The sequence below is a fragment of the Bryocella elongata genome, assembly GCF_900108185.1.
Classification (GTDB): Bacteria; Acidobacteriota; Terriglobia; order Terriglobales; family Acidobacteriaceae; genus Granulicella; species Granulicella elongata.
On sequence record NZ_FNVA01000006.1, the window covers coordinates 126,229 to 143,026 of the forward strand.

Consider the following 16,798-nt stretch of genomic DNA (forward strand, 5'->3'; position numbering starts at 1 on the left):
GACGCGTTAGATCCTTATGCCTTGTTCTGGTGTGACGCGTTAGATCCTTATGCCATGCTCGGTAAGTCGTTCGCGTTCAGCCGGCGGCACCTGTAGCAATGGCCTCGGATGCCCGCTGACGAGCCCGCACGTCGGATGCGAGCACCTCCGCGATCGACGCCGGGGACCCCGTCGGTGTAAGCGCGAGCACAGCCTCGATTGTACGGGCAATGCCCTGGAAAGACAGCTTCCCGCCAAGGAACGCTTCGACTGCAATCTCATCCGCGGCGTTGAGCGCAATGCAATGATTCTGCGAGGCTCCGGCCGCCTCATACGCCAGGCGCAGGCATGGAAAGCGCTCGAAGTCCGGCTCCTGGAAGTCCAGCTGCTTCAGCGCTGTCATGTCGAAGGTCAGGTCGCTGGCCACGCGCTCCGGCCACGCCATGGCGTAGAGGATCGGCAGCCGCATGTCGGTCACCGAGATCTGCGCCAGGATGGACCCATCGATGTACTCGACGAGCGAGTGGATCGTAGACTGCGGATGCACCGTCACCTTCACCCGCTCGGGAGGAAGGTTGAACAACCGGCACGCCTCAATGATCTCCAGCCCTTTGTTCAGCATCGTGGCCGAATCGACCGTGATCCGACGCCCCATCACCCACGTTGGGTGCTTCAGCGCCTGTGCCGGGGTGATGTGCGCAAACTCCGCCAGCGGCGTGTTGCGGAACGGGCCGCCCGAAGCCGTCAGCCAGATCTGCTTCACCTCGTTCGCTGCACCGGCGCGCAGGCACTGGTGGATCGCATTGTGCTCAGAGTCGATGGGCAGCAGCGGCGTGTTGTGTTCGCGAGCCGCCGCCAGGATCAGGTCACCCGCCGCAACCAGGCACTCCTTATTCGCGAGACCGACGCTCTTGCCCGAAAGCACTGCTGCATAGGTGGCTTCGAGCCCCGCCACGCCGACGATCGCCGAGACGACAAAATCCGCCTCCGGCAGCGTCGCGACGCGAACGGTCCCGGCCGTACCGTAGACCACCTCGACGCCCGTTACACCCGACGCCTTGAGGCGCGTCTCGAGCTGGTCGGCAAGCTCTTCCGTCGCGATCGAAGCGACCTTCGGCCGCCAGCGTACGCACTGCGCCACGGCTTCGTCGATGTTGGAACCCGCAGCCAGGGCAACGGGATGAAACAGATCAGGGTGCGACTCGCAGAGGCTTAAGGTGCTCTGACCGATCGAACCGGTCGAGCCGAGCAGGGCAATCTTCTTCACCTCAACATTTTCGCAGATACAGGCTCCCGGATGCGCCGCCGACCGGTTCTCAGCCAGCAGCCGCCCTGCAGCGCAGGTTTCCGTAACCGGAAGTTTATGTGTCTTAATCGCGTCGCCTGCGTCACAACGGGATGCCTTGGAATCGCCGCGCGACGCGGACCGCCAAATTGACACTCTGCTCCTTGTTCTTCTGTTCCGTCGTTCTCCTCCAGGCAGGCACAGTGTTCGGCCAGCAGGTGGAAGCACCCCAGCCGCAGACCGGCAAGGTCGCAGGGGTCATCACCGACGCCGATGGAGAGCTGATTCCTGGCGCGAAGGTCGTCGTCACCGGCCCAAATGCAGCTGACAGGCTGACAGCGGAGAGCGATGGCGAAGGCTTCTTTGTCGTCGAAGGACTGAAGCCGTTGGTCGCTTATCAGATCTCGATTGGCGAAACGGGCTTCGCCGATTGGACGTCCACCGTCACCTTGCAGCAACCGGGGCAATACCTCTACCTGAAGGAAGTGCAGCTGCAGGTGGCCGCCGTCGTAACAGCTGTGACTGCAGCAACATCCGAGGAGATAGCCCTGCAGGAGGTCCATGCGGAAGAGCACCAGCGCGTGCTGGGGATCGTGCCGAACTTCATGGTCGTCTACGACCGGAACCCCCAGCCTTTGTCCGCCCGGCTGAAGTACCAGCTTGCCTTCCGCTCCGCTACCGACGCCGTCACCATCGCGGGGTCACTCTTCATCGCCGCCATCGACCAGGCCTCCGATACACCGGCATACCAGCAGGGCCTCAAAGGTTACGGCCAGCGTTTCGGAGCGCAGTACGCCGGAGCGTTCTCCGACGTCATGATCGGCGGAGCCGTCCTGCCTTCCTTGCTGCACCAGGACCCGCGCTACTTCTACCAGGGCACCGGAACCAGGCGCTCGCGGATCCGCCATGCCATGCTGGCTCCCTTCCTTTGCCCCGGAGACAACGGCAAGACCCAGTTCAACTACTCCAGCGTCGGTGGCGATCTGGGCGCGGCAGCCCTGGAGAATCTGTACTATCCGCAGTCAAACCGTGGCGTCGGACTCGTCTTCAGCACCGCTGCCATCACCACCGCGGGCCGAATCGCCAGCACCCTCGCGCAGGAGTTCCTTCTGCGGAGGTTGACCGCGGGTGCCTCGAAGCCGTAGCGGCTCAACTCGCGCCGGGGAATCTCAGGTTCTTTCGGAAGCAGAGCGGTCTAAAAGCTGCCGGGCGAGATCGCCTGCTTCACCACCAGCACCAGCCAAAGCACCGGCGCCGCAACCAGCAGCGCGTCGATGCGGTCCAGAATGCCGCCATGCCCCGGGAGTATGGTGCCCGAGTCCTTGATCCCCGCTCCGCGCTTCAGTGCCGACTCCAGCAGGTCTCCGAACTGCGCCGCAGCGTTCAGCGCGACGGCCAGCAGGAGGTATGCCCACCAGGGCTCGCTCGTATGCAGCCGGGTGAAGCTCGATCCCGTTGCCGTCAGCCAATCGCCACCCAGCACCATCGCCATCCCGAAGACGCACGAGGCCACGACCGAGGCCGCGGCACCCTCCCATGTCTTATTGGGCGAGAGTCTCGGGGCGAACTTGTGCTTCCCAAAGTGCTTACCGACGTACATCGCTGCCGTGTCGCCCGACCACACGCATAGGAACAGGAAGATCAGCAGCGCCGTGCCGTTCTCTTCGTTCAGGATCTGGGGCAGCAACGTCAGGGGATACGCGATGTACACCAGCATCAACAGGCCCGCTGCGGTCTCCCACAGCACGCACTCCAGCTTGGTCTTCAGCGCCGAGACGGAGAACAACACCAGCGTCACGAACGAGATGATCGTAATCATGTCCTTCGGCCGGTAGAACGTCGCAAAGAAGAACGCAGCAATGGCGAAGGTCACCCACCACAACGGCAGCGGGCAGCCGCCGGCCTCGGCGAACTTGCGGTACTCCAGCGCCGAGAGCATCGCGATCGCCGCTGCAACGAGTGCGATGGTCCACGGCTTGTCGAAGTAGACGAGCGCCAGGACAAAACTGATCAAAACGATTGCGGTGAGGATGCGCTTCATGGTTCTCACCGAGAATACACGCTAACCGCGCCCGGCCCGGGCCGTCGCGGCGACTGCCCACGACGGCCCGCCCGACGGCGACTTACCCTCCCGCGCACTCACTCAGCGGAATCCCGTGAGCAAGGCAGAAGCTGTCCTGCTGCTGTTGCTGGTTGGCGACGCTGTTCTCGAAGGCGTGGTGCAGCAGGATGCCAGCTGTCGCAGCAGCTCCCACAGCCACGCCGGTCAGGATCAGCACATTCCGCGCGTCGTGGGTCGTTGGCATGGCCGTCAGGTCGACGATCTCCTGTGGATTCAGCGGAGTAGCCGTCACCACCTTCACCCGGCTCACCAGGTTCGAGATCGCCAGCTCGTACCAGTGACTGCGCTCGGACCGCTTGCCGAAGTCCTCAATCGGCGAAATCACCGTCCACAACACCACCCCGGTCTTCTCGTCGCGAATGTGCAACTCGAACGCCGGTGTCGCGTAGGACGCGACGTCCCCCCGGTATCCGCTTACGTCGGTCAGCGGAGCGATCTCGCGAAGCTCGAAGATCAGGTTCGCCTGTCCCGGGGTGTCGACCAGCGTGTAATGCCCCCAGGCGGCCAGCGCCTGGGAGAACTGTTCGTAGGCGTCGTTCATATCCGCAGGAGCATTCGGAGCGGAGCCCAGGTTGCTGAGAAACACGGTATGCGCCGCGGCGATCTGCTGTGGCACAGGCCCCTTCGGCGTCACCGGCACCGTGGGCCGTCTCCGCGGCGGAATCATTGGCCCACCCGCGTTCTGCGATGCGTTCATGCCGTCCTGCATCGCCTGCTGTGACGCTCGCTGAGCGTCGTCCATGGCCTGCTGGTTGGCCTGTTGCGCGGCCTGCATGGCTTGTTGGTTCGCCTGCTGCGCCGCCTGCTGTGCTGCCATGGCTGCAGCATCCTGCGCCACGGCTGGTTGGGAAAGAACAATCACTGAGGCCGAGAAGGCCATTGAAAACACGACGAGGTGCTGCAAAAAATGCTTCATGTCACGACTCCCAAAACGCGATCCTGCGCTGAGGCGTTCGAAGTTCGCACAGATCCTCCAGCGCGCAGAACAACGCGGGGCGGAAGGCGCAGCACTACGCCGCTACAGGACGCAACGTTGCAAGGGAGCGAACTGCGAAGATTTTGAAGGGATAGTTGTGAGGGAGAAGCGAACTAGACGCGAAGGCTATAAGGCCGAAGCTGCGGCGGAATCTCCGCGCAGAGCCTCGCCAGGGCCGTGTGCCGTTGCAAGTCGCTGGCGGAGGTGCCAGCCAGACGGAGGTTTCCCGTAGGAGTGGTCGCCGCCCAGAACTCCGAAGCTGCTGCCCGGCCAGGGCAAGTCGCCCGCCGCACCTGGGTCCGCAACCGCTGTTGTGCGGAAGGTGCATCGGCAGCGACCTTTACCCGGCAGGGTGTCGCCCGGAAGGGTTGGCTCGCCGTGATGGCCGCATGCGCGGAGTGCTGGCAGAAGACCGCCGCGCACAGAAGCGCAACGTAAAGGAAGAGGAAACGTCTTTGCGTGTTCAAGGATCCGCGATGCGTGCTCATGGTCCGATCCCAGCTGACGGTGACGAAGGACATGTCTACCGATATGCAAGATAGAACGCGTGGCATCAAAAAAGGATGCGCCGAACGGAAGTTTTTCTTCAACGGCTGGGCAGCAGGAGCCCGCGCGCGAATCTACCCTCGCGCCAACTCGGCTTCGGTCGGCAGGACGCCGCTCAGGTCCTCATCGGTCGATTCACCCAGCCCACCAAAGCGCCGCTCGCGGCACTGGTAGTCGGCGATAGCCTCCAGCAGGTGAAGCCCGCGGAAGTCCGGCCACAGGCGATCGGTTACGAAGATCTCCGCGTAGGCGATCTGCCACAGCAGAAAGTTCGAGATACGCTGCTCGCCCGAGGTCCGTACGACCAGATCCGGGTCCGGCATGTGCGCCGTATACAGGGCGGAACCCACCTGGGGTTCATCGATGCGGTTCTTGATGGCATCGTCGACGCCTTCGGCCGCCAGCATATCCTCCAGAGAGATGCCGCGCTGATGCGCTTCGGCGATCATGCGGTGAACTAGCGTCCGTGCCGAGTCCACAATCTCCGATCGCGAACCGTAGTTCAGCGCCAGGGTCAGCGTCGTCCCCGTGTTCTTCGCCGTCTGGTCCTCGGCCCAGCGCATCGTCTCCTGCACATCCGGAGGCAGCTCATGGGTGCGGCCAATGTAGGCCATGCGGATGTTGTTATCGTTCATCCGCTTCACGTTCGAGACCAGGTAGTTGCGCAGGAGCTTCATCAGGAAGCTGACCTCCGTCTTGGGGCGGCGGAGGTTATTCTCCAGCGAGAAGGCATACAGCGTAAGCCACGGAAGATTGATCCGCGACGCCGTCTCGACCACAAACTGCACACTCTCCGCGCCTTGTTGGTGTCCCAGGAATCGCTTCAGCGCCCGCTTGCCGGCCCAGCGGCCGTTGCCGTCCATGATGATCGAGACATGCTGCGGGATGCGCGCAGGGTCGAGCTGGTCATAGACCACACGCTCCTCGGCCGAGAGCTCATGAACTCGGTTCGAGCGTTCGAAGACGCGGGAATGCTGGGGGGTCGACACGGTGGGCTCGCTACCCAAGAGGGTACAGGATGGAGCCGCTGCGAGGGAATACCCGGGAAGTGATCTCTGCGCGTAGGTGCTGCCTGATTTCGCCACAAACGGAGAGGCGTCGCCGCATCTCCTTACCCTGCACGAACTGCATGCGGGAAAAGGAGACACAGCGACGCCGGAGGTCGAGGTGCGGGTGCTGCGCGGCCGAAGCCCGGCGGGTTAGGCCAGCTTCCGGCTGCGGCTCTGCGCGAGCTCGCGCACGTGGTTGAGGAAGATCGACTTCTGCGTCGAGTTCAGCTTGGATGAGTACTTCGACAGCTCAGCCAGGAACGGATCGCTGAGAAGCACCGCAGCTTCATCCTGGTGACGTGTCGGAGCGTCCCGAAGCAGGGCGCTGATATCCACCTGCAGCGCACGCGCCAGGCGGTCCAGTGAGCTCAGCGTTGGCATCGCCTTGCCGTTCTCGATCTTCGAGATGTAGGTACGCGGCACATTCATGCGCCCGGCGAGCTGCCGCTGCGACAGATTGCGCACCCGGCGCAGGTCGCGGACAGCGCTGGCCACATGCGGACCCGCATCCTGATGGGGAACAGGCTCAGCGACCACCTGGAGGGCGACTGCGGCAACCTTGGGTTGTTCAGGGAGGAGTGACTTCTTGCACCGTCTGCAAACGCAGGCCGCGGTGCGGTATTGGACCAGCTTGCAGTGGTCGCAGCGCAGAACCTCACGCTGACCGGCCGACTGGTTCGCGGTCTCGGGCGAAGCCACCTCTTGCTCGTGCATCGCCGTAAGGGGCGAAGCGGAGCCGACAGGCACCATGCTCGTTGCCATAATTGTGTGTTGCGGACGGCTGCCAGAGCAAGGCGCCGTACTCTCACGTCCGATAACGGAGGCGAGAGATGTGCTTAGATTGACACCCGGTGCCGAGAGAGTCAAGAGTGCCCAGCCTGATCCCTGCCAATTTCTCCACAAACGTGGGATTCCGAACCAAGCGAGTTAACAGCGGGGCAGCAGATCCCAATCCCAGCTCGGGAGACTTGTAACCGGTGTTTCGAAACGCGCGACTCGATCTGATCCCTTTTGACGGAATCCCATCACCTGCGATGATGATCGAATCGAAAACCGGTGGAGGGAAGTATGACCCAGGTATCAGCAGCCGCAGCGGAGGCCCTGCTGCGGGAATGGACCTCGAGCGAGTCGCTGGTGAAGCATGGGCTGGCGGTAGCCCGTTGCACCGAAAGCTACGGCGTGCGTCAGGCAGAGGTGCTGGGGTTGATCCCGGAACAGGCCTGCGCCATGGCGGAGCTCTACCGCGCCACCGGCCTGCTGCACGACTTTGACTACGACCGCCACCCCACGCCCGAGGAGCATCCCTTCGTTGGAGTCGCCTACCTTCGCGAGCACGGCTGGCCGGAGGAGATGCTCCACGCCATCCTCGCCCACGCCGATTACTCCGGCGTCGAGCCCATGTCGCATCTCGATTGCTCGCTGTTTGCCTGCGACGAACTCGCCGGCTTCCTGACGGCTTGTGCTCTGGTGAAGCCGACGAAGAAGATCGCCGACGTCGAAGTCGCAGGCGTGAAGAAGAAGATGAAGGACAAGGCCTTCGCCCGCGCGGTGAAGCGCGAAGACATTACCCGCGGCGCCGGCCTCCTCGGCATCCCGATTGAGGACCACATCGCAAACTGCCTCGCTGCCATGCAGACGCACGCAGACGAGCTGGGCCTCTGAATATCGCCAGGACGGGTGCCCCGGGTCCGGATTTTCCGGACCCGGGTCTTGCTGGTGGTGCGTCTGCTACTTAGTGAGCACAAACAGTGCAACCCCGTGCTTCGGGATGCGCGCGCTCAGTGTGCCGGTGACCGTACCCAGGTCCTTGCCTGCCCATACGTCATGCGCCTTCACGCTGCCCGTCAGCCCCAGCTCCTTCAGCGCGACGCTGAGATCGCGCACCGACCATGATGTGTTGATGAGCCCAACTGCCACGCGGCCTCCAGATAGCGGCTTGGCCCACGCGCTGAAGTCGCCGTGCTGATATACCTGCTTCGCCTGCACGCCGAGCTTGTCCTGGTCGATCGCGATCACCTCGCGGTTCATCAGGATCGACTTGTCCGTGTCACTCATCTTGCTGAGGTCGTTGCCCGCCAGCAGAGGAGCCGCCAGGAGCGCCCAAAGGCTCATGTGCGTCTTGTACTCGTCGGTGGTCATCTTGCCGTTGCCCACCTCCAGCATGTCGGGATCGTTCCAGTGTCCGTGACCGGCGTAGGAATTCAGGCCCGACTGACCAAGCCCGATGGTGATCATGCGGCCGTAACTGTCGTTGATGTCATCGGTGGTCCGCCACAGCTGCGCTCCTACGCTCGGGCCCCACACCCACACGTCATCCACGCCATATTGGCAGAGGCTGTAGACGATCGGACGGCCCGTAGCCTTCAGCGCATCGCCCATCTTCTTGTAGGCCGCGATCATCAGCTTGTAACCAGCTGCTGTGCCGCCGCCGTTGGCGTCATCGGCCTTCTTCATGATGCCGCCAAAGCTACACAGATCGTACTTCAAGTAGTCGACACCCCAGCTTGCGTAGGTCTTCGCGTCCTGCTCCTCGTGACCGTAGCTCGCCTCATAGCCTGCGCAGGTCTTCGGCCCCGGGGAAGAGTAGATGCCGAACTTCAACCCCTTCGAATGGATGTAATCGCCCAGCGCCTTCATGTCCGGGAACTTGTCGTTGGAGTGGATCACTCCCTGCGCATCCCGTGTGCCTTCCCAGGTGTCATCGACGTTCACGTACACGTAGCCGGCATCGCGCATGCCGCTTGAGACCATCGCATCCGCGGCCGATCGCACATCGGCATCCGTTACCTTGCCTGCAAAGTGGTTCCAGCTGTTCCATCCCATCGGTGGCGTGGGCGCGGGACCTTGTGCCCGCAGGTTCGGGCTCGTCGAACCGGCAATCGCAAGTGATGCGGTGATCAGCAGCAAAGTCTTCAAAGGCATCCTCTCTCTTCTCCCTATGACAGCGCCGCGGATGCGTGGCATCCGCGGCGATTGTGGTGTCGCATCGAGCTACTTGTTCTCGGAGGCCGCTGTCAGATGGTGCACGGGCGAAGGCTTGCCTCCGCTCTGCGTTCCGGGTTCCAGTAGCAAGTCGTTGCAGCCCTTCGGCGCGTTGAGAAGATTACACCGGGCAGGCAGTCCATTGCTGAAGCCCACCGAGTACCCCGTCCAGCGCGATGGCTCCGACAACGGATAGTCGGTTGAGATCATCTGCGCTCCGCTGTCGAGCAGCTCGTCGCGGCGTGTCGTGTCGTTGGTCCGCGCGGCGACGGTGCTGTCATCGGCCCGCGCACGCACCAGGTATCCCTCGCGCACCAAGCCATCGATCCGCTCCTTCGTCCCCGCGTTCTCTTCCGTGAACGCCGCATCCGGTTCGCCCGGAACCGCATTCGTGAACAGCACGCGACCCTTCAGCGACGGATGCCCTTCGGTGTACACGCTCTCCATCGGCCGCTGGTCCATCAGGAAGATCACCTTGCCCCGGCTCTCCGCCAGTGTCGGCCAATGCCCGGCTTTGATCGCCGCATTCAGCGTCGGATAACTCCCCCGCACCGCGTCGGGAAGAATGATCTCGTCGGCCGGAAACACCGAACGAATCTCCGCATCCAGAGCATCGAAGGCCGCAGGCGTAAAGTCCTCCGCGTACACGCTGCCAGGAATCTCCTTCACCGCTCCGTGCTTGGTCTCGATCAACAGGAACAGCGGAACATGCTTCGGGTGCGCCTTGGACCACGCACGTACCTCCGTCAGGCACGTTGTCAGCAGATGGCAGGAGCTGCGCTCGCTCACGTCCTGGATGTGGATCACCTTCATCCCTGGCTTATCCATCTCATGCTGCGGATCGAAGTCAGGGTCCGCCGGCAACCCAGCCTGCTTGGTGATCTCGACGATCTTCGGGTGCGCAAACCGCCCTCCCTTCGCATCCTGCACGATGTCGATCTCCAGCTGCCGCACGCCACCGTCCAGCTGGTGCGTCAGCGTCTTGTGCGCATAGTCCAAGGCCTCGAAACCCTTCGGGTTGACCTTCTTCATCCACGCCTCTTCGCTCGGTGCGAATCCCAGGTCATAGCTGTTGTGCGAACCGATCACCTGGATCTGGTTCAGGTGCACGACCTTGTCCTGCGACGCCATCGACTGGGCCTGGACTCCCACACTACCCATCGCCAGTGCCAGTCCCGCGATCGTTCCCATAGCTTTCCGGTGCAATCCCACTTGATTCTCCTTCGCCCGCTCCCTCGCGGACGCTTCCATTCAACCAAAGAAAACGGCGAGGAGCCTGTTCTGCGCTCCTCGCCGCGAATGAACACGCCATGCGGTTCGCGAAAGATCGTCTAGAAGATGATCTTGCCGGCGAACTGCATCTGACGTGCGGGGAAGTTGCTCGTGATGCTGCCGAACGACGACCCATCGGTGATGGCAGTATCCGGCGCCTGCCAGTTTGTGACGTTGAACGCGTTGAAGACTTCAGCGCGGAAGTCCAACTTGACATGCTCCACGCCCAGGCCGAACTGCTTGTGCAGACCGAAGTCCGTATCGTAGTAGCCGAAGCCGCGAACGATGTTACGCGACACGTTGCCATAAGCAGACGTGTTGCCATAGTTCGCGTAGGACGGCAGAGCGTAGCTCGAGAGCGGAAGGTAGTTCGTGAGCCCAGCATACTTAGTCGCCTTCGCCCACGACGACTTGCCGTTCTTCAGTGGTGTGCCGGTGAGGTGCTGCGGACGGAGCGTGACCAGGTCCGACGTGTACAGCATGCCCGTCGTGCCATTCGTCGTGGAGCTGGAGTAGGTGATGTTCAGCGGAAGTCCGCTGGTCATCGTGTTGATCATCGTCAGCTGCCAGCCACCAAACGCCTGCTGCAGGAAGCCGTTGGCATCCTTGCCGTAGCGCTGGCCCTTGCCGTACGGCAGATCCCACACGAGCGACGTGGTGTTGTCGATCGGCTGGTCATAGCTGGACGGACCGTAGTCGCCACGGGGGTTGGCAATGTTCACGCGGGAGTTGTCGCCATCGGTTGTCTCCAAGTGACCCGAGGCGATATCGAAGGCGCGGCCGTAGGTGAAGGAGTTGAGGATGTACAGGGCCCCGACACGCTTCTCCAACTTCACCTGGAGCGAGTTGTAGCTGGCAGTGCCGATCGGCAGCGAGACTTCGATGTCGCCGAAGGTCGGCACCGGGCGCCGCGACTGGTAGCTGGCGCAACCCGACAGCGTCGCCGCAAGGCAAGGTGTCGCCTGGTTGTAGTCAGCCAGCACCTGGATGTGGCGGCCGACGTTGCCAACGTACGCCACGTCCAGCAGGATGTTGCTGGGCAGCGTGCGCTGGATGCCGAGGAAGTAGCTCTGCACGTAGCCGGTGGTGAAGTTCGCGGGGATGTAGCGGGTATTCACCAGCAGCGGATTGAAGTTCGCCGAGCTGGTAAGGCCATTGGCATAACCCTGCTGCGTCTGGCGGAAGCACAGAGCCTGGTTCTGCGTGTCGTTGGTGCAGAGATTCGATCCGATCGGAGTCACGTTCGGGTTGGGGTTATTGATCGCCGCGTTGACGACGTTCGGTCCGTTGTAGGTGAGGTTGTTCTCGCCACCTTCGCGGTTGTATTGCACGTACACGAGACCGTAGCCTGCGCGAATGGCCGTCTTCGGATCAGCCGCGTACGAGAATCCGAGGCGTGGAGCGAAGTTCTTCGTTGGAACATGCACCAGCGCGCGGTTGTAGATGCTGCCGCTCGAGGCCTGGATGATGCTGCTGGTCGCGGGGTTGAAGTTCGCCAGCTTATTGTCACGCTCCCACTGCGGAGTCATGATCTCGTAGCGCAGACCGGCGTTGACGGTCAGCTTCGGAGAGATGGCGAAGTCATCCTGGAAGTAGCCCGCGAAGTAACGCTGGCGGAGGTTGACGATCGTGTAATTCGTCAGTGAGTAGGAGCTGCGGTTGCCGAAGAGGAAGTCCGCAACCTCCTGCGCCTGCGCAATCTGCGTGTCCGTGGAAAGAGCCGGCAGGCAGGGCGGTGCAGGGTTCACGCTGCAGGCCACAAACGTCCCCGCCGCGAACTTGCTGGCGTAGTTGTCCTGGCCGTAGCTGGGGTTGAAGTCGTTCACTTCTGTGTGGATGATCTGCTGCTCATAACCAAACTTCATCGAGTGACGGCCGCGGACCCAGCTGTAGTTGATCTTCGGGTTGAAGATCGTCGGCCACTGGAACTGCGGGCTGGAGGTCTGGTTGCCCAGCTGCGTAAATCCGCTGATCGATTGACCATTCAGCGAACGAACGATCGAGGGATCGGTCGGCAGACCATCGGTGATGCCGTACTTCGTCAGCAGCGATGCCTGACCCTGCGTATACGGAGTCTTGCCACCCTTGTTGGCCGTCCACGCGAAGCGAATGTCCAGCGACTTGTTCGAGCTCAGAAGCCAGGTCGCGCCACCCGCCACCTGGCGGTTCTTGATGTAGACGTTGGAGTTTGCATTGCCACCGGCAGGGCCGCCAACCGTCGGAGGATCGAAGATGTAGCCCTGGTGCTCGGTATAGCGGCTAAAGAGCTGCCACTTGCCGTAGTGCTGGTCGACGCGGATGTCACCCTTGTCGTCGTTGATCGTGCCGCGCGGCGCGTTCGAGTAGTTGTTCGTATACGCAGCTGGGTTGGTCAGGTCCGTAGTCACATTGTCCGCAGGCAGAGCCGCCAGCACCCCAAGCGCAAACGGAGTCGCGCCTGATGAGATATCGCCGCTGGTGTACGAAACGCCCGTGATTGGGTTGTACAACGGAATCGGCTTGGTCGGATCGTTGTTGTAGAAGAAGTGGCCAAGGCGCTGCTGTGCACTCGGCAGAGTCACCGGCGCCAGCTGGTAGTTGAAGATCTGCCGCAGACCTTCGTAGTCGGCGAAGAAGAAGACCTTGTCCTTCAGGACCGGTCCGCCCACGGTCGCGCCAAACTGGTTGCGGATCAGCTTCGGCTTCTGGTTGGTGATGGGCTCGATCGGACCAACGGCGTTCAGGTCGGTGTTGCGGACGTAGTCCCACGCATGGCCGTGGTACTGGTTGGTGCCGCTGCGGGTCTGCACGTTGATCACCGCGCCCGGCATGCGTCCGTACTCCGCTGAGTAGTTGTTGGTCTCGAGGCGGAACTCGCTCACCGCGTCTGGCGAAGGCGTGATGTTCTCATTCTCAAAGCCCTGGTTCGAGGTGCCGTAGTTCGAGTTTTCCAGGCCGTCCAGGATGAACTCGTTGAACTCCGAACGCTGGCCGTTGATGTTGTACGAGTCAGCGCGGCTGGAGGCCGTCTGGTTCTCAAGGATCGACTTGCGGGTTCCCGGCGCCAGCAGCACCAGATCGCCATAGTCACGGCCATTCAGCGGCAGGTTCTCGACCTCACGGGTGCCGATCACCTGGCTGCGCGAGCTGGTGTCGGTCTCGAGCAACTGCGCCGCACCGGTCACCTCGACCGTCTCGTTGGCGCCAGCCTTCAGGGCGACCTCAACGCGCTGACGGGCATCCGTCGCAACGTTGAAGACTTCCGTCTGCTCCGTGGCGAAGCCGGAAGCTTCGGTCGTCACGCGGTAGTTGCCGATCGGCACCGAATCAAACTCGAACTTGCCTTCTTTGTCCGAGACCACTGTAACTACGACGTTGGTGGCGACATTGGTCAAACGAACCTTGGCTCCGGGAACGACAGCTCCAGAGTTATCGTGAACGTAGCCCAGAACTGACGACGAACCGAACTGTGCGTTCGCATGTGGCGCCAGCAGCAAGGCGGCAGACAGAGCGAGCAGGCAGAGCGCATTCTTACGCCCTGCAATCGCGTTCAGTAGCCTCATAATCTTCTCTCCTAAGTGAAACAAATGAAAGTGCTTGATGGTGTCTCTTGGGTCCGTGCCGGTGTGCTGGCGAAGTTTCGCCAGCGCGGCATGAAATGGTTCTTCTGGAACGGGCCGCAACACTAAATACTCGTCGCAAGGCGTGTCAACAGCTTTTTCTTTTTTCTTTACCGCTAACGTAACTTCACCTGTCCAGTGCCCCCCTTCGAAACTCAGCAGGGACTGGCGGTCAGACAGGAGCCGCCCACCGAAATCGCATCTCCCCTTGCTGCGGTTACGTACACCCGAAAAGCGGCGCACGCGATCTCCGCTGCGAAAACCGAGAGATTCCCTTCCAACGTGGCGTGCGTTAAGCATCGCTGATATATGTACCTTGCATTGCGAACGTGCGGTTAAACCGTACTGGTTCGATCCACGAAATCCACATCGTGCAGGCAGGATTCCACTGACCTCTTCACAGGCGAAGAAGGACAGAGGGATCTCCTCATGTGATGGAATGCGCTTCGCCGATCTTCGCGCATGGAGATAGTGTGGGGTCAGCCTGCCGTGCTCACCACAACACCGCGACGCATCTTCGCCGGCACACGGCGTCCGTGCTGCGCTGCCTCGCGGAGTCCATGATCGTACGCTGCATACACCTGCTCGAAGACCGCGTCCCACGATGCCTTCATTGCATGCTCCCGTGCCGCGAGAGCCATACGTTCGCGGAGCTCAGGATCCTGCGCGAGCCGCAACACGCCTCTTGTCAGTTGCTCTACATCACGCGCGATATACCCCGTCTCCCCGTCACGCACCAGGTAGCGAGGCCCGCCACGATCCGTCACAATCGCCGGGACGCCGGACGCAAGTGCCTCCAGAACGACGTTGCCAAAGGTATCCGTGCGAGACGGAAAGACAAAGGCATCCATGTTGGCGAACGCTGCAGCCAGGGCGTCGCCGCGAAGCACCCCGGGCAACTCTGCCCGCTGCATGTTCTCCCGCAGCCAGGTCTCTTCGGAGCCCTGGCCTACGATGACGAATCGTACGTTCGACACCCCGGCCTGCACGAGCGAACGCTCGAGCGTGGCAAGATCATGGACGCTCTTCTCCGGGCTAAGCCGTCCCACGAAACCCACGACAAATTCGCTGTCCGTCCGCGTGCGCCGTCGCGGATGGAAGAGCTCCGTGTCCACGCCCCGTTGCATCAGTGCGGCAGGCTTGTTCGTGCCTTGCTCGACGAGTCGGCAGAGCTCCGCGTTCGGCGCAAAGAGCATATGCCCTACGCTGTAAAACCGCATCAACGCAAAGAGGCTTGCGTCGCGAATCACGCTACCAACGCGCTCTCGCAGCACGGCTGGAAGCAACTCGCGCAGTCCCGCAGATCGTTGCTCCGCGTACTGATGCAGATTCGTGTGCCACGAGGCAGCCAACGGTATACCCAGCCGATGTGCAACCAGCATGCCGAGCAGCCCCGCATCGCTGGGCCCCGTGATGTGAACAATGTCTGCCTGGAATGCCTCGACCTTCGCTTCGATCGGCTGCAGGTAGCGGAGAAAGCCCAGGTCGAAGCTGTGCTGCTTGTCGAGCGCAAAGCCCAGGCTACCCCGCGACAGCGTCACACGTTCCGTCGCGCCCTGTGTGTTGGTCGCAGGAACATGGCCGCCGTGGATCGTAAGAAAGGGAAGTGCTCGCCGGTGCGCGAAGGCTTCAAACTGACGGCTGGTGTTCGCAACGCCGTCAACCTCATCGAACGTGTCCGGGAAGAACGCAACGCGAAGCGGTCGTTCACTCATCGGCCAGCTCCCTCGCCTCCCTCCAGCGGCGCGCTGAAGCGGTCCGGCTGGCGCAGCGCGACACGGAGAGTCTGATCGACAGGGCCCACGTCGAGCAGGGCAAGCAGGGCGAAAAATGCCTTGATATAAATCGGCGGCTTGCTCCAAAGGTGTGCGATGGGCTGCATCTCCCCTGAGCGATCGCAGTGGAAGACGCGCTCATCCCAGCGCTGCGATCCAACCGGAAACTCGCTGTACTCACGCGTCACCGCACGCAGCGTATGCAGCACTCGCAGCGTGTTGGACTCGCGATACTGCGGCATGAAGAGCACATGGCTCTGCCGATCGCGTCGGATCTCGTTCACAAATTCGTCGAAGCTCGTGCACGAGCTCAGGTTCAGCGTCGCGTTCGGCTCAGAGCCATGGCGGTCGCCACCGGAGATCAGCATCTGGTTGAAGCCCTCGGCCAAACGGCGCACCGACTGATTTTCCTCCCAGCTGCGAATGCCGCTGAGTTCGAGTGCGTGGATGCATTCGCCTTCCTCGGCCAGCAGCGCGTGCAGCGCCTTCTCATGCAGGTCGCTGCCAATGTGCGCGAGATCCCAATAGGGATGATTCAGCACCACCAGAACGTCACGCTGTGCATCCAGCCATTCCAACAGTTCGGTAAGCCGCTCGCGTCTTGGAGACTTCGTGTATTCGCGAAAGTTTTCCATCATCGATTCAGCCGCGAAGGCCGGCAGATTGTGGATGCCCATGTGAAACACGGCATCGCCAAAGGGCACGGTCCACTCGACTGAGATCGGCACATGGCGCGTCTCGGGCAGGACCCGAAGCGCCATCGGTGCTCCGATCGTGTCATGGTCGGAGATCGATACCAGGCTGCGCAGGCCGAGCTCCCGCTCGATCTGCAGGGACTCCACCCGAAACGCCGCCATGGGCGTTAACGGCGGCGTCCAGTATGCCTTGTCCAGGTTCAAAGGGTTGGCGCTTACCCGTACTGCATACTCGTTCTGCGTGCGAAGCCAGCGATTGAGCATGGCATTCCGCTTGAAGAAGTCGCCAATGAACGACAAGCTCTCTTGTGAGTAGTTCGTGTGGCTGTGCAGTGAGATCCCGGTTGCATAGGATTCAACGGCACTTGGTTCTTTCCAAAGGCAGCTTACTCTGCGATCCACACTTGCTCCTCTCCTCGTCCGGGTAGTAAAGCGCTCGCCGGAACCTTGGAGGTTCTCGCATTCGAAACTCCCATAGCTCTGTTAAGAGAGGGTTATGCCCGCGCGTATGTTTGTGA

At 61.9% G+C, this 16,798-nt stretch carries 13 protein-coding genes; 2 read left to right on the forward strand and 11 right to left on the reverse strand.

All coding sequences use genetic code 11. The features are described from left to right. Positions 1-76: 76 nt before the first annotated feature. The gene (gene dxr, locus C4S68_RS16580) at positions 77-1,246 is read right to left on the reverse strand and encodes a 1-deoxy-D-xylulose-5-phosphate reductoisomerase (RefSeq protein ID WP_103934228.1); all 1,170 of its coding nucleotides are present in this window, start codon (positions 1,244-1,246) and stop codon (positions 77-79) included. Between the two features lie 182 nt (positions 1,247-1,428). On the opposite strand from dxr, the gene C4S68_RS16585 reads away from it, so the two are divergent. Then, positions 1,429-2,409 (forward strand): carboxypeptidase-like regulatory domain-containing protein, encoded by a 981-nt coding sequence (locus C4S68_RS16585; protein ID WP_235011661.1) that lies wholly within the window; start codon positions 1,429-1,431, stop codon positions 2,407-2,409. Positions 2,410-2,459: 50 nt separating this feature from the next. On the opposite strand, the gene C4S68_RS16590 is transcribed toward C4S68_RS16585, so the two are convergent. From C4S68_RS16590 to C4S68_RS16610, 5 genes are all read right to left on the reverse strand, one after another. Further along, complete coding sequence (locus C4S68_RS16590; protein ID WP_103934230.1) at positions 2,460-3,305, reverse strand: phosphatidate cytidylyltransferase; 846 nt, start codon at positions 3,303-3,305, stop codon at positions 2,460-2,462. Positions 3,306-3,387: 82 nt separating this feature from the next. Beyond that, positions 3,388-4,302, reverse strand: a complete 915-nt coding sequence (locus C4S68_RS16595) for a hypothetical protein (protein ID WP_146072191.1) — start codon at positions 4,300-4,302, stop codon at positions 3,388-3,390. Positions 4,303-4,475: 173 nt separating this feature from the next. Beyond that, positions 4,476-4,850: a hypothetical protein gene (locus tag C4S68_RS16600; RefSeq protein ID WP_146072192.1), complete on the reverse strand. Its 375-nt coding sequence runs from the start codon at positions 4,848-4,850 to the stop codon at positions 4,476-4,478. Between the two features lie 132 nt (positions 4,851-4,982). Beyond that, the gene (gene uppS / locus C4S68_RS16605; protein WP_103934491.1) at positions 4,983-5,897 is read right to left on the reverse strand and encodes a polyprenyl diphosphate synthase; all 915 of its coding nucleotides are present in this window, start codon (positions 5,895-5,897) and stop codon (positions 4,983-4,985) included. A 210-nt stretch (positions 5,898-6,107) separates the two neighbouring features. Then, entirely contained in the window at positions 6,108-6,719 is a 612-nt protein-coding gene (locus C4S68_RS16610) for a helix-turn-helix domain-containing protein (protein WP_235011662.1), read from the reverse strand. 306 nt (positions 6,720-7,025) lie between these two features. Between C4S68_RS16610 and C4S68_RS16615 the strand changes: the two genes are divergently transcribed. Next, positions 7,026-7,619 carry an HD domain-containing protein gene (locus C4S68_RS16615; RefSeq protein WP_103934233.1) on the forward strand — a complete coding sequence of 198 codons (594 nt, stop codon included), beginning with the start codon at positions 7,026-7,028 and terminating at the stop codon, positions 7,617-7,619. 66 nt (positions 7,620-7,685) lie between these two features. On the opposite strand, the gene C4S68_RS16620 is transcribed toward C4S68_RS16615, so the two are convergent. From C4S68_RS16620 to C4S68_RS16640, 5 genes are all read right to left on the reverse strand, one after another. After that, positions 7,686-8,879, reverse strand: a complete 1,194-nt coding sequence (locus C4S68_RS16620; protein WP_103934234.1) for a glycoside hydrolase family 27 protein — start codon at positions 8,877-8,879, stop codon at positions 7,686-7,688. A gap of 69 nt (positions 8,880-8,948) precedes the next feature. Then, on the reverse strand, positions 8,949-10,130 hold the full coding sequence (locus C4S68_RS16625) for a phosphatidylinositol-specific phospholipase C1-like protein (RefSeq protein ID WP_103934235.1): 1,182 nt from the start codon (positions 10,128-10,130) through the stop codon (positions 8,949-8,951). Positions 10,131-10,270: 140 nt separating this feature from the next. After that, positions 10,271-13,753 (reverse strand): TonB-dependent receptor, encoded by a 3,483-nt coding sequence (locus tag C4S68_RS16630; RefSeq protein WP_103934236.1) that lies wholly within the window; start codon positions 13,751-13,753, stop codon positions 10,271-10,273. A 536-nt stretch (positions 13,754-14,289) separates the two neighbouring features. Next, on the reverse strand, positions 14,290-15,525 hold the full coding sequence (locus C4S68_RS16635) for a glycosyltransferase (RefSeq protein WP_103934237.1): 1,236 nt from the start codon (positions 15,523-15,525) through the stop codon (positions 14,290-14,292). After that, the gene (locus C4S68_RS16640) at positions 15,522-16,580 is read right to left on the reverse strand and encodes a PHP domain-containing protein (protein ID WP_103934238.1); all 1,059 of its coding nucleotides are present in this window, start codon (positions 16,578-16,580) and stop codon (positions 15,522-15,524) included. The genes C4S68_RS16635 and C4S68_RS16640 overlap by 4 nt, the downstream gene beginning before the upstream one ends. Positions 16,581-16,798: the final 218 nt, after the last annotated feature.

What these genes read in the sequence shown, in the direction of transcription:
- C4S68_RS16615 (WP_103934233.1), top strand. Translation starts at nt 7,026, where the DNA reads ATGACCCAGGTATCAGCAGCCGCAGCGGAGGCCCTGCTGCGGGAATGG.
- C4S68_RS16620 (WP_103934234.1), bottom strand. Translation starts at nt 8,879, where the DNA reads ATGCCTTTGAAGACTTTGCTGCTGATCACCGCATCACTTGCGATTGCC.
- C4S68_RS16595 (WP_146072191.1), bottom strand. Translation starts at nt 4,302, where the DNA reads ATGAAGCATTTTTTGCAGCACCTCGTCGTGTTTTCAATGGCCTTCTCG.
- C4S68_RS16625 (WP_103934235.1), bottom strand. Translation starts at nt 10,130, where the DNA reads ATGGGAACGATCGCGGGACTGGCACTGGCGATGGGTAGTGTGGGAGTC.
- C4S68_RS16630 (WP_103934236.1), bottom strand. Translation starts at nt 13,753, where the DNA reads ATGAGGCTACTGAACGCGATTGCAGGGCGTAAGAATGCGCTCTGCCTG.
- C4S68_RS16600 (WP_146072192.1), bottom strand. Translation starts at nt 4,850, where the DNA reads ATGAGCACGCATCGCGGATCCTTGAACACGCAAAGACGTTTCCTCTTC.
- C4S68_RS16610 (WP_235011662.1), bottom strand. Translation starts at nt 6,719, where the DNA reads ATGGCAACGAGCATGGTGCCTGTCGGCTCCGCTTCGCCCCTTACGGCG.
- C4S68_RS16635 (WP_103934237.1), bottom strand. Translation starts at nt 15,525, where the DNA reads ATGAGTGAACGACCGCTTCGCGTTGCGTTCTTCCCGGACACGTTCGAT.
- C4S68_RS16590 (WP_103934230.1), bottom strand. Translation starts at nt 3,305, where the DNA reads ATGAAGCGCATCCTCACCGCAATCGTTTTGATCAGTTTTGTCCTGGCG.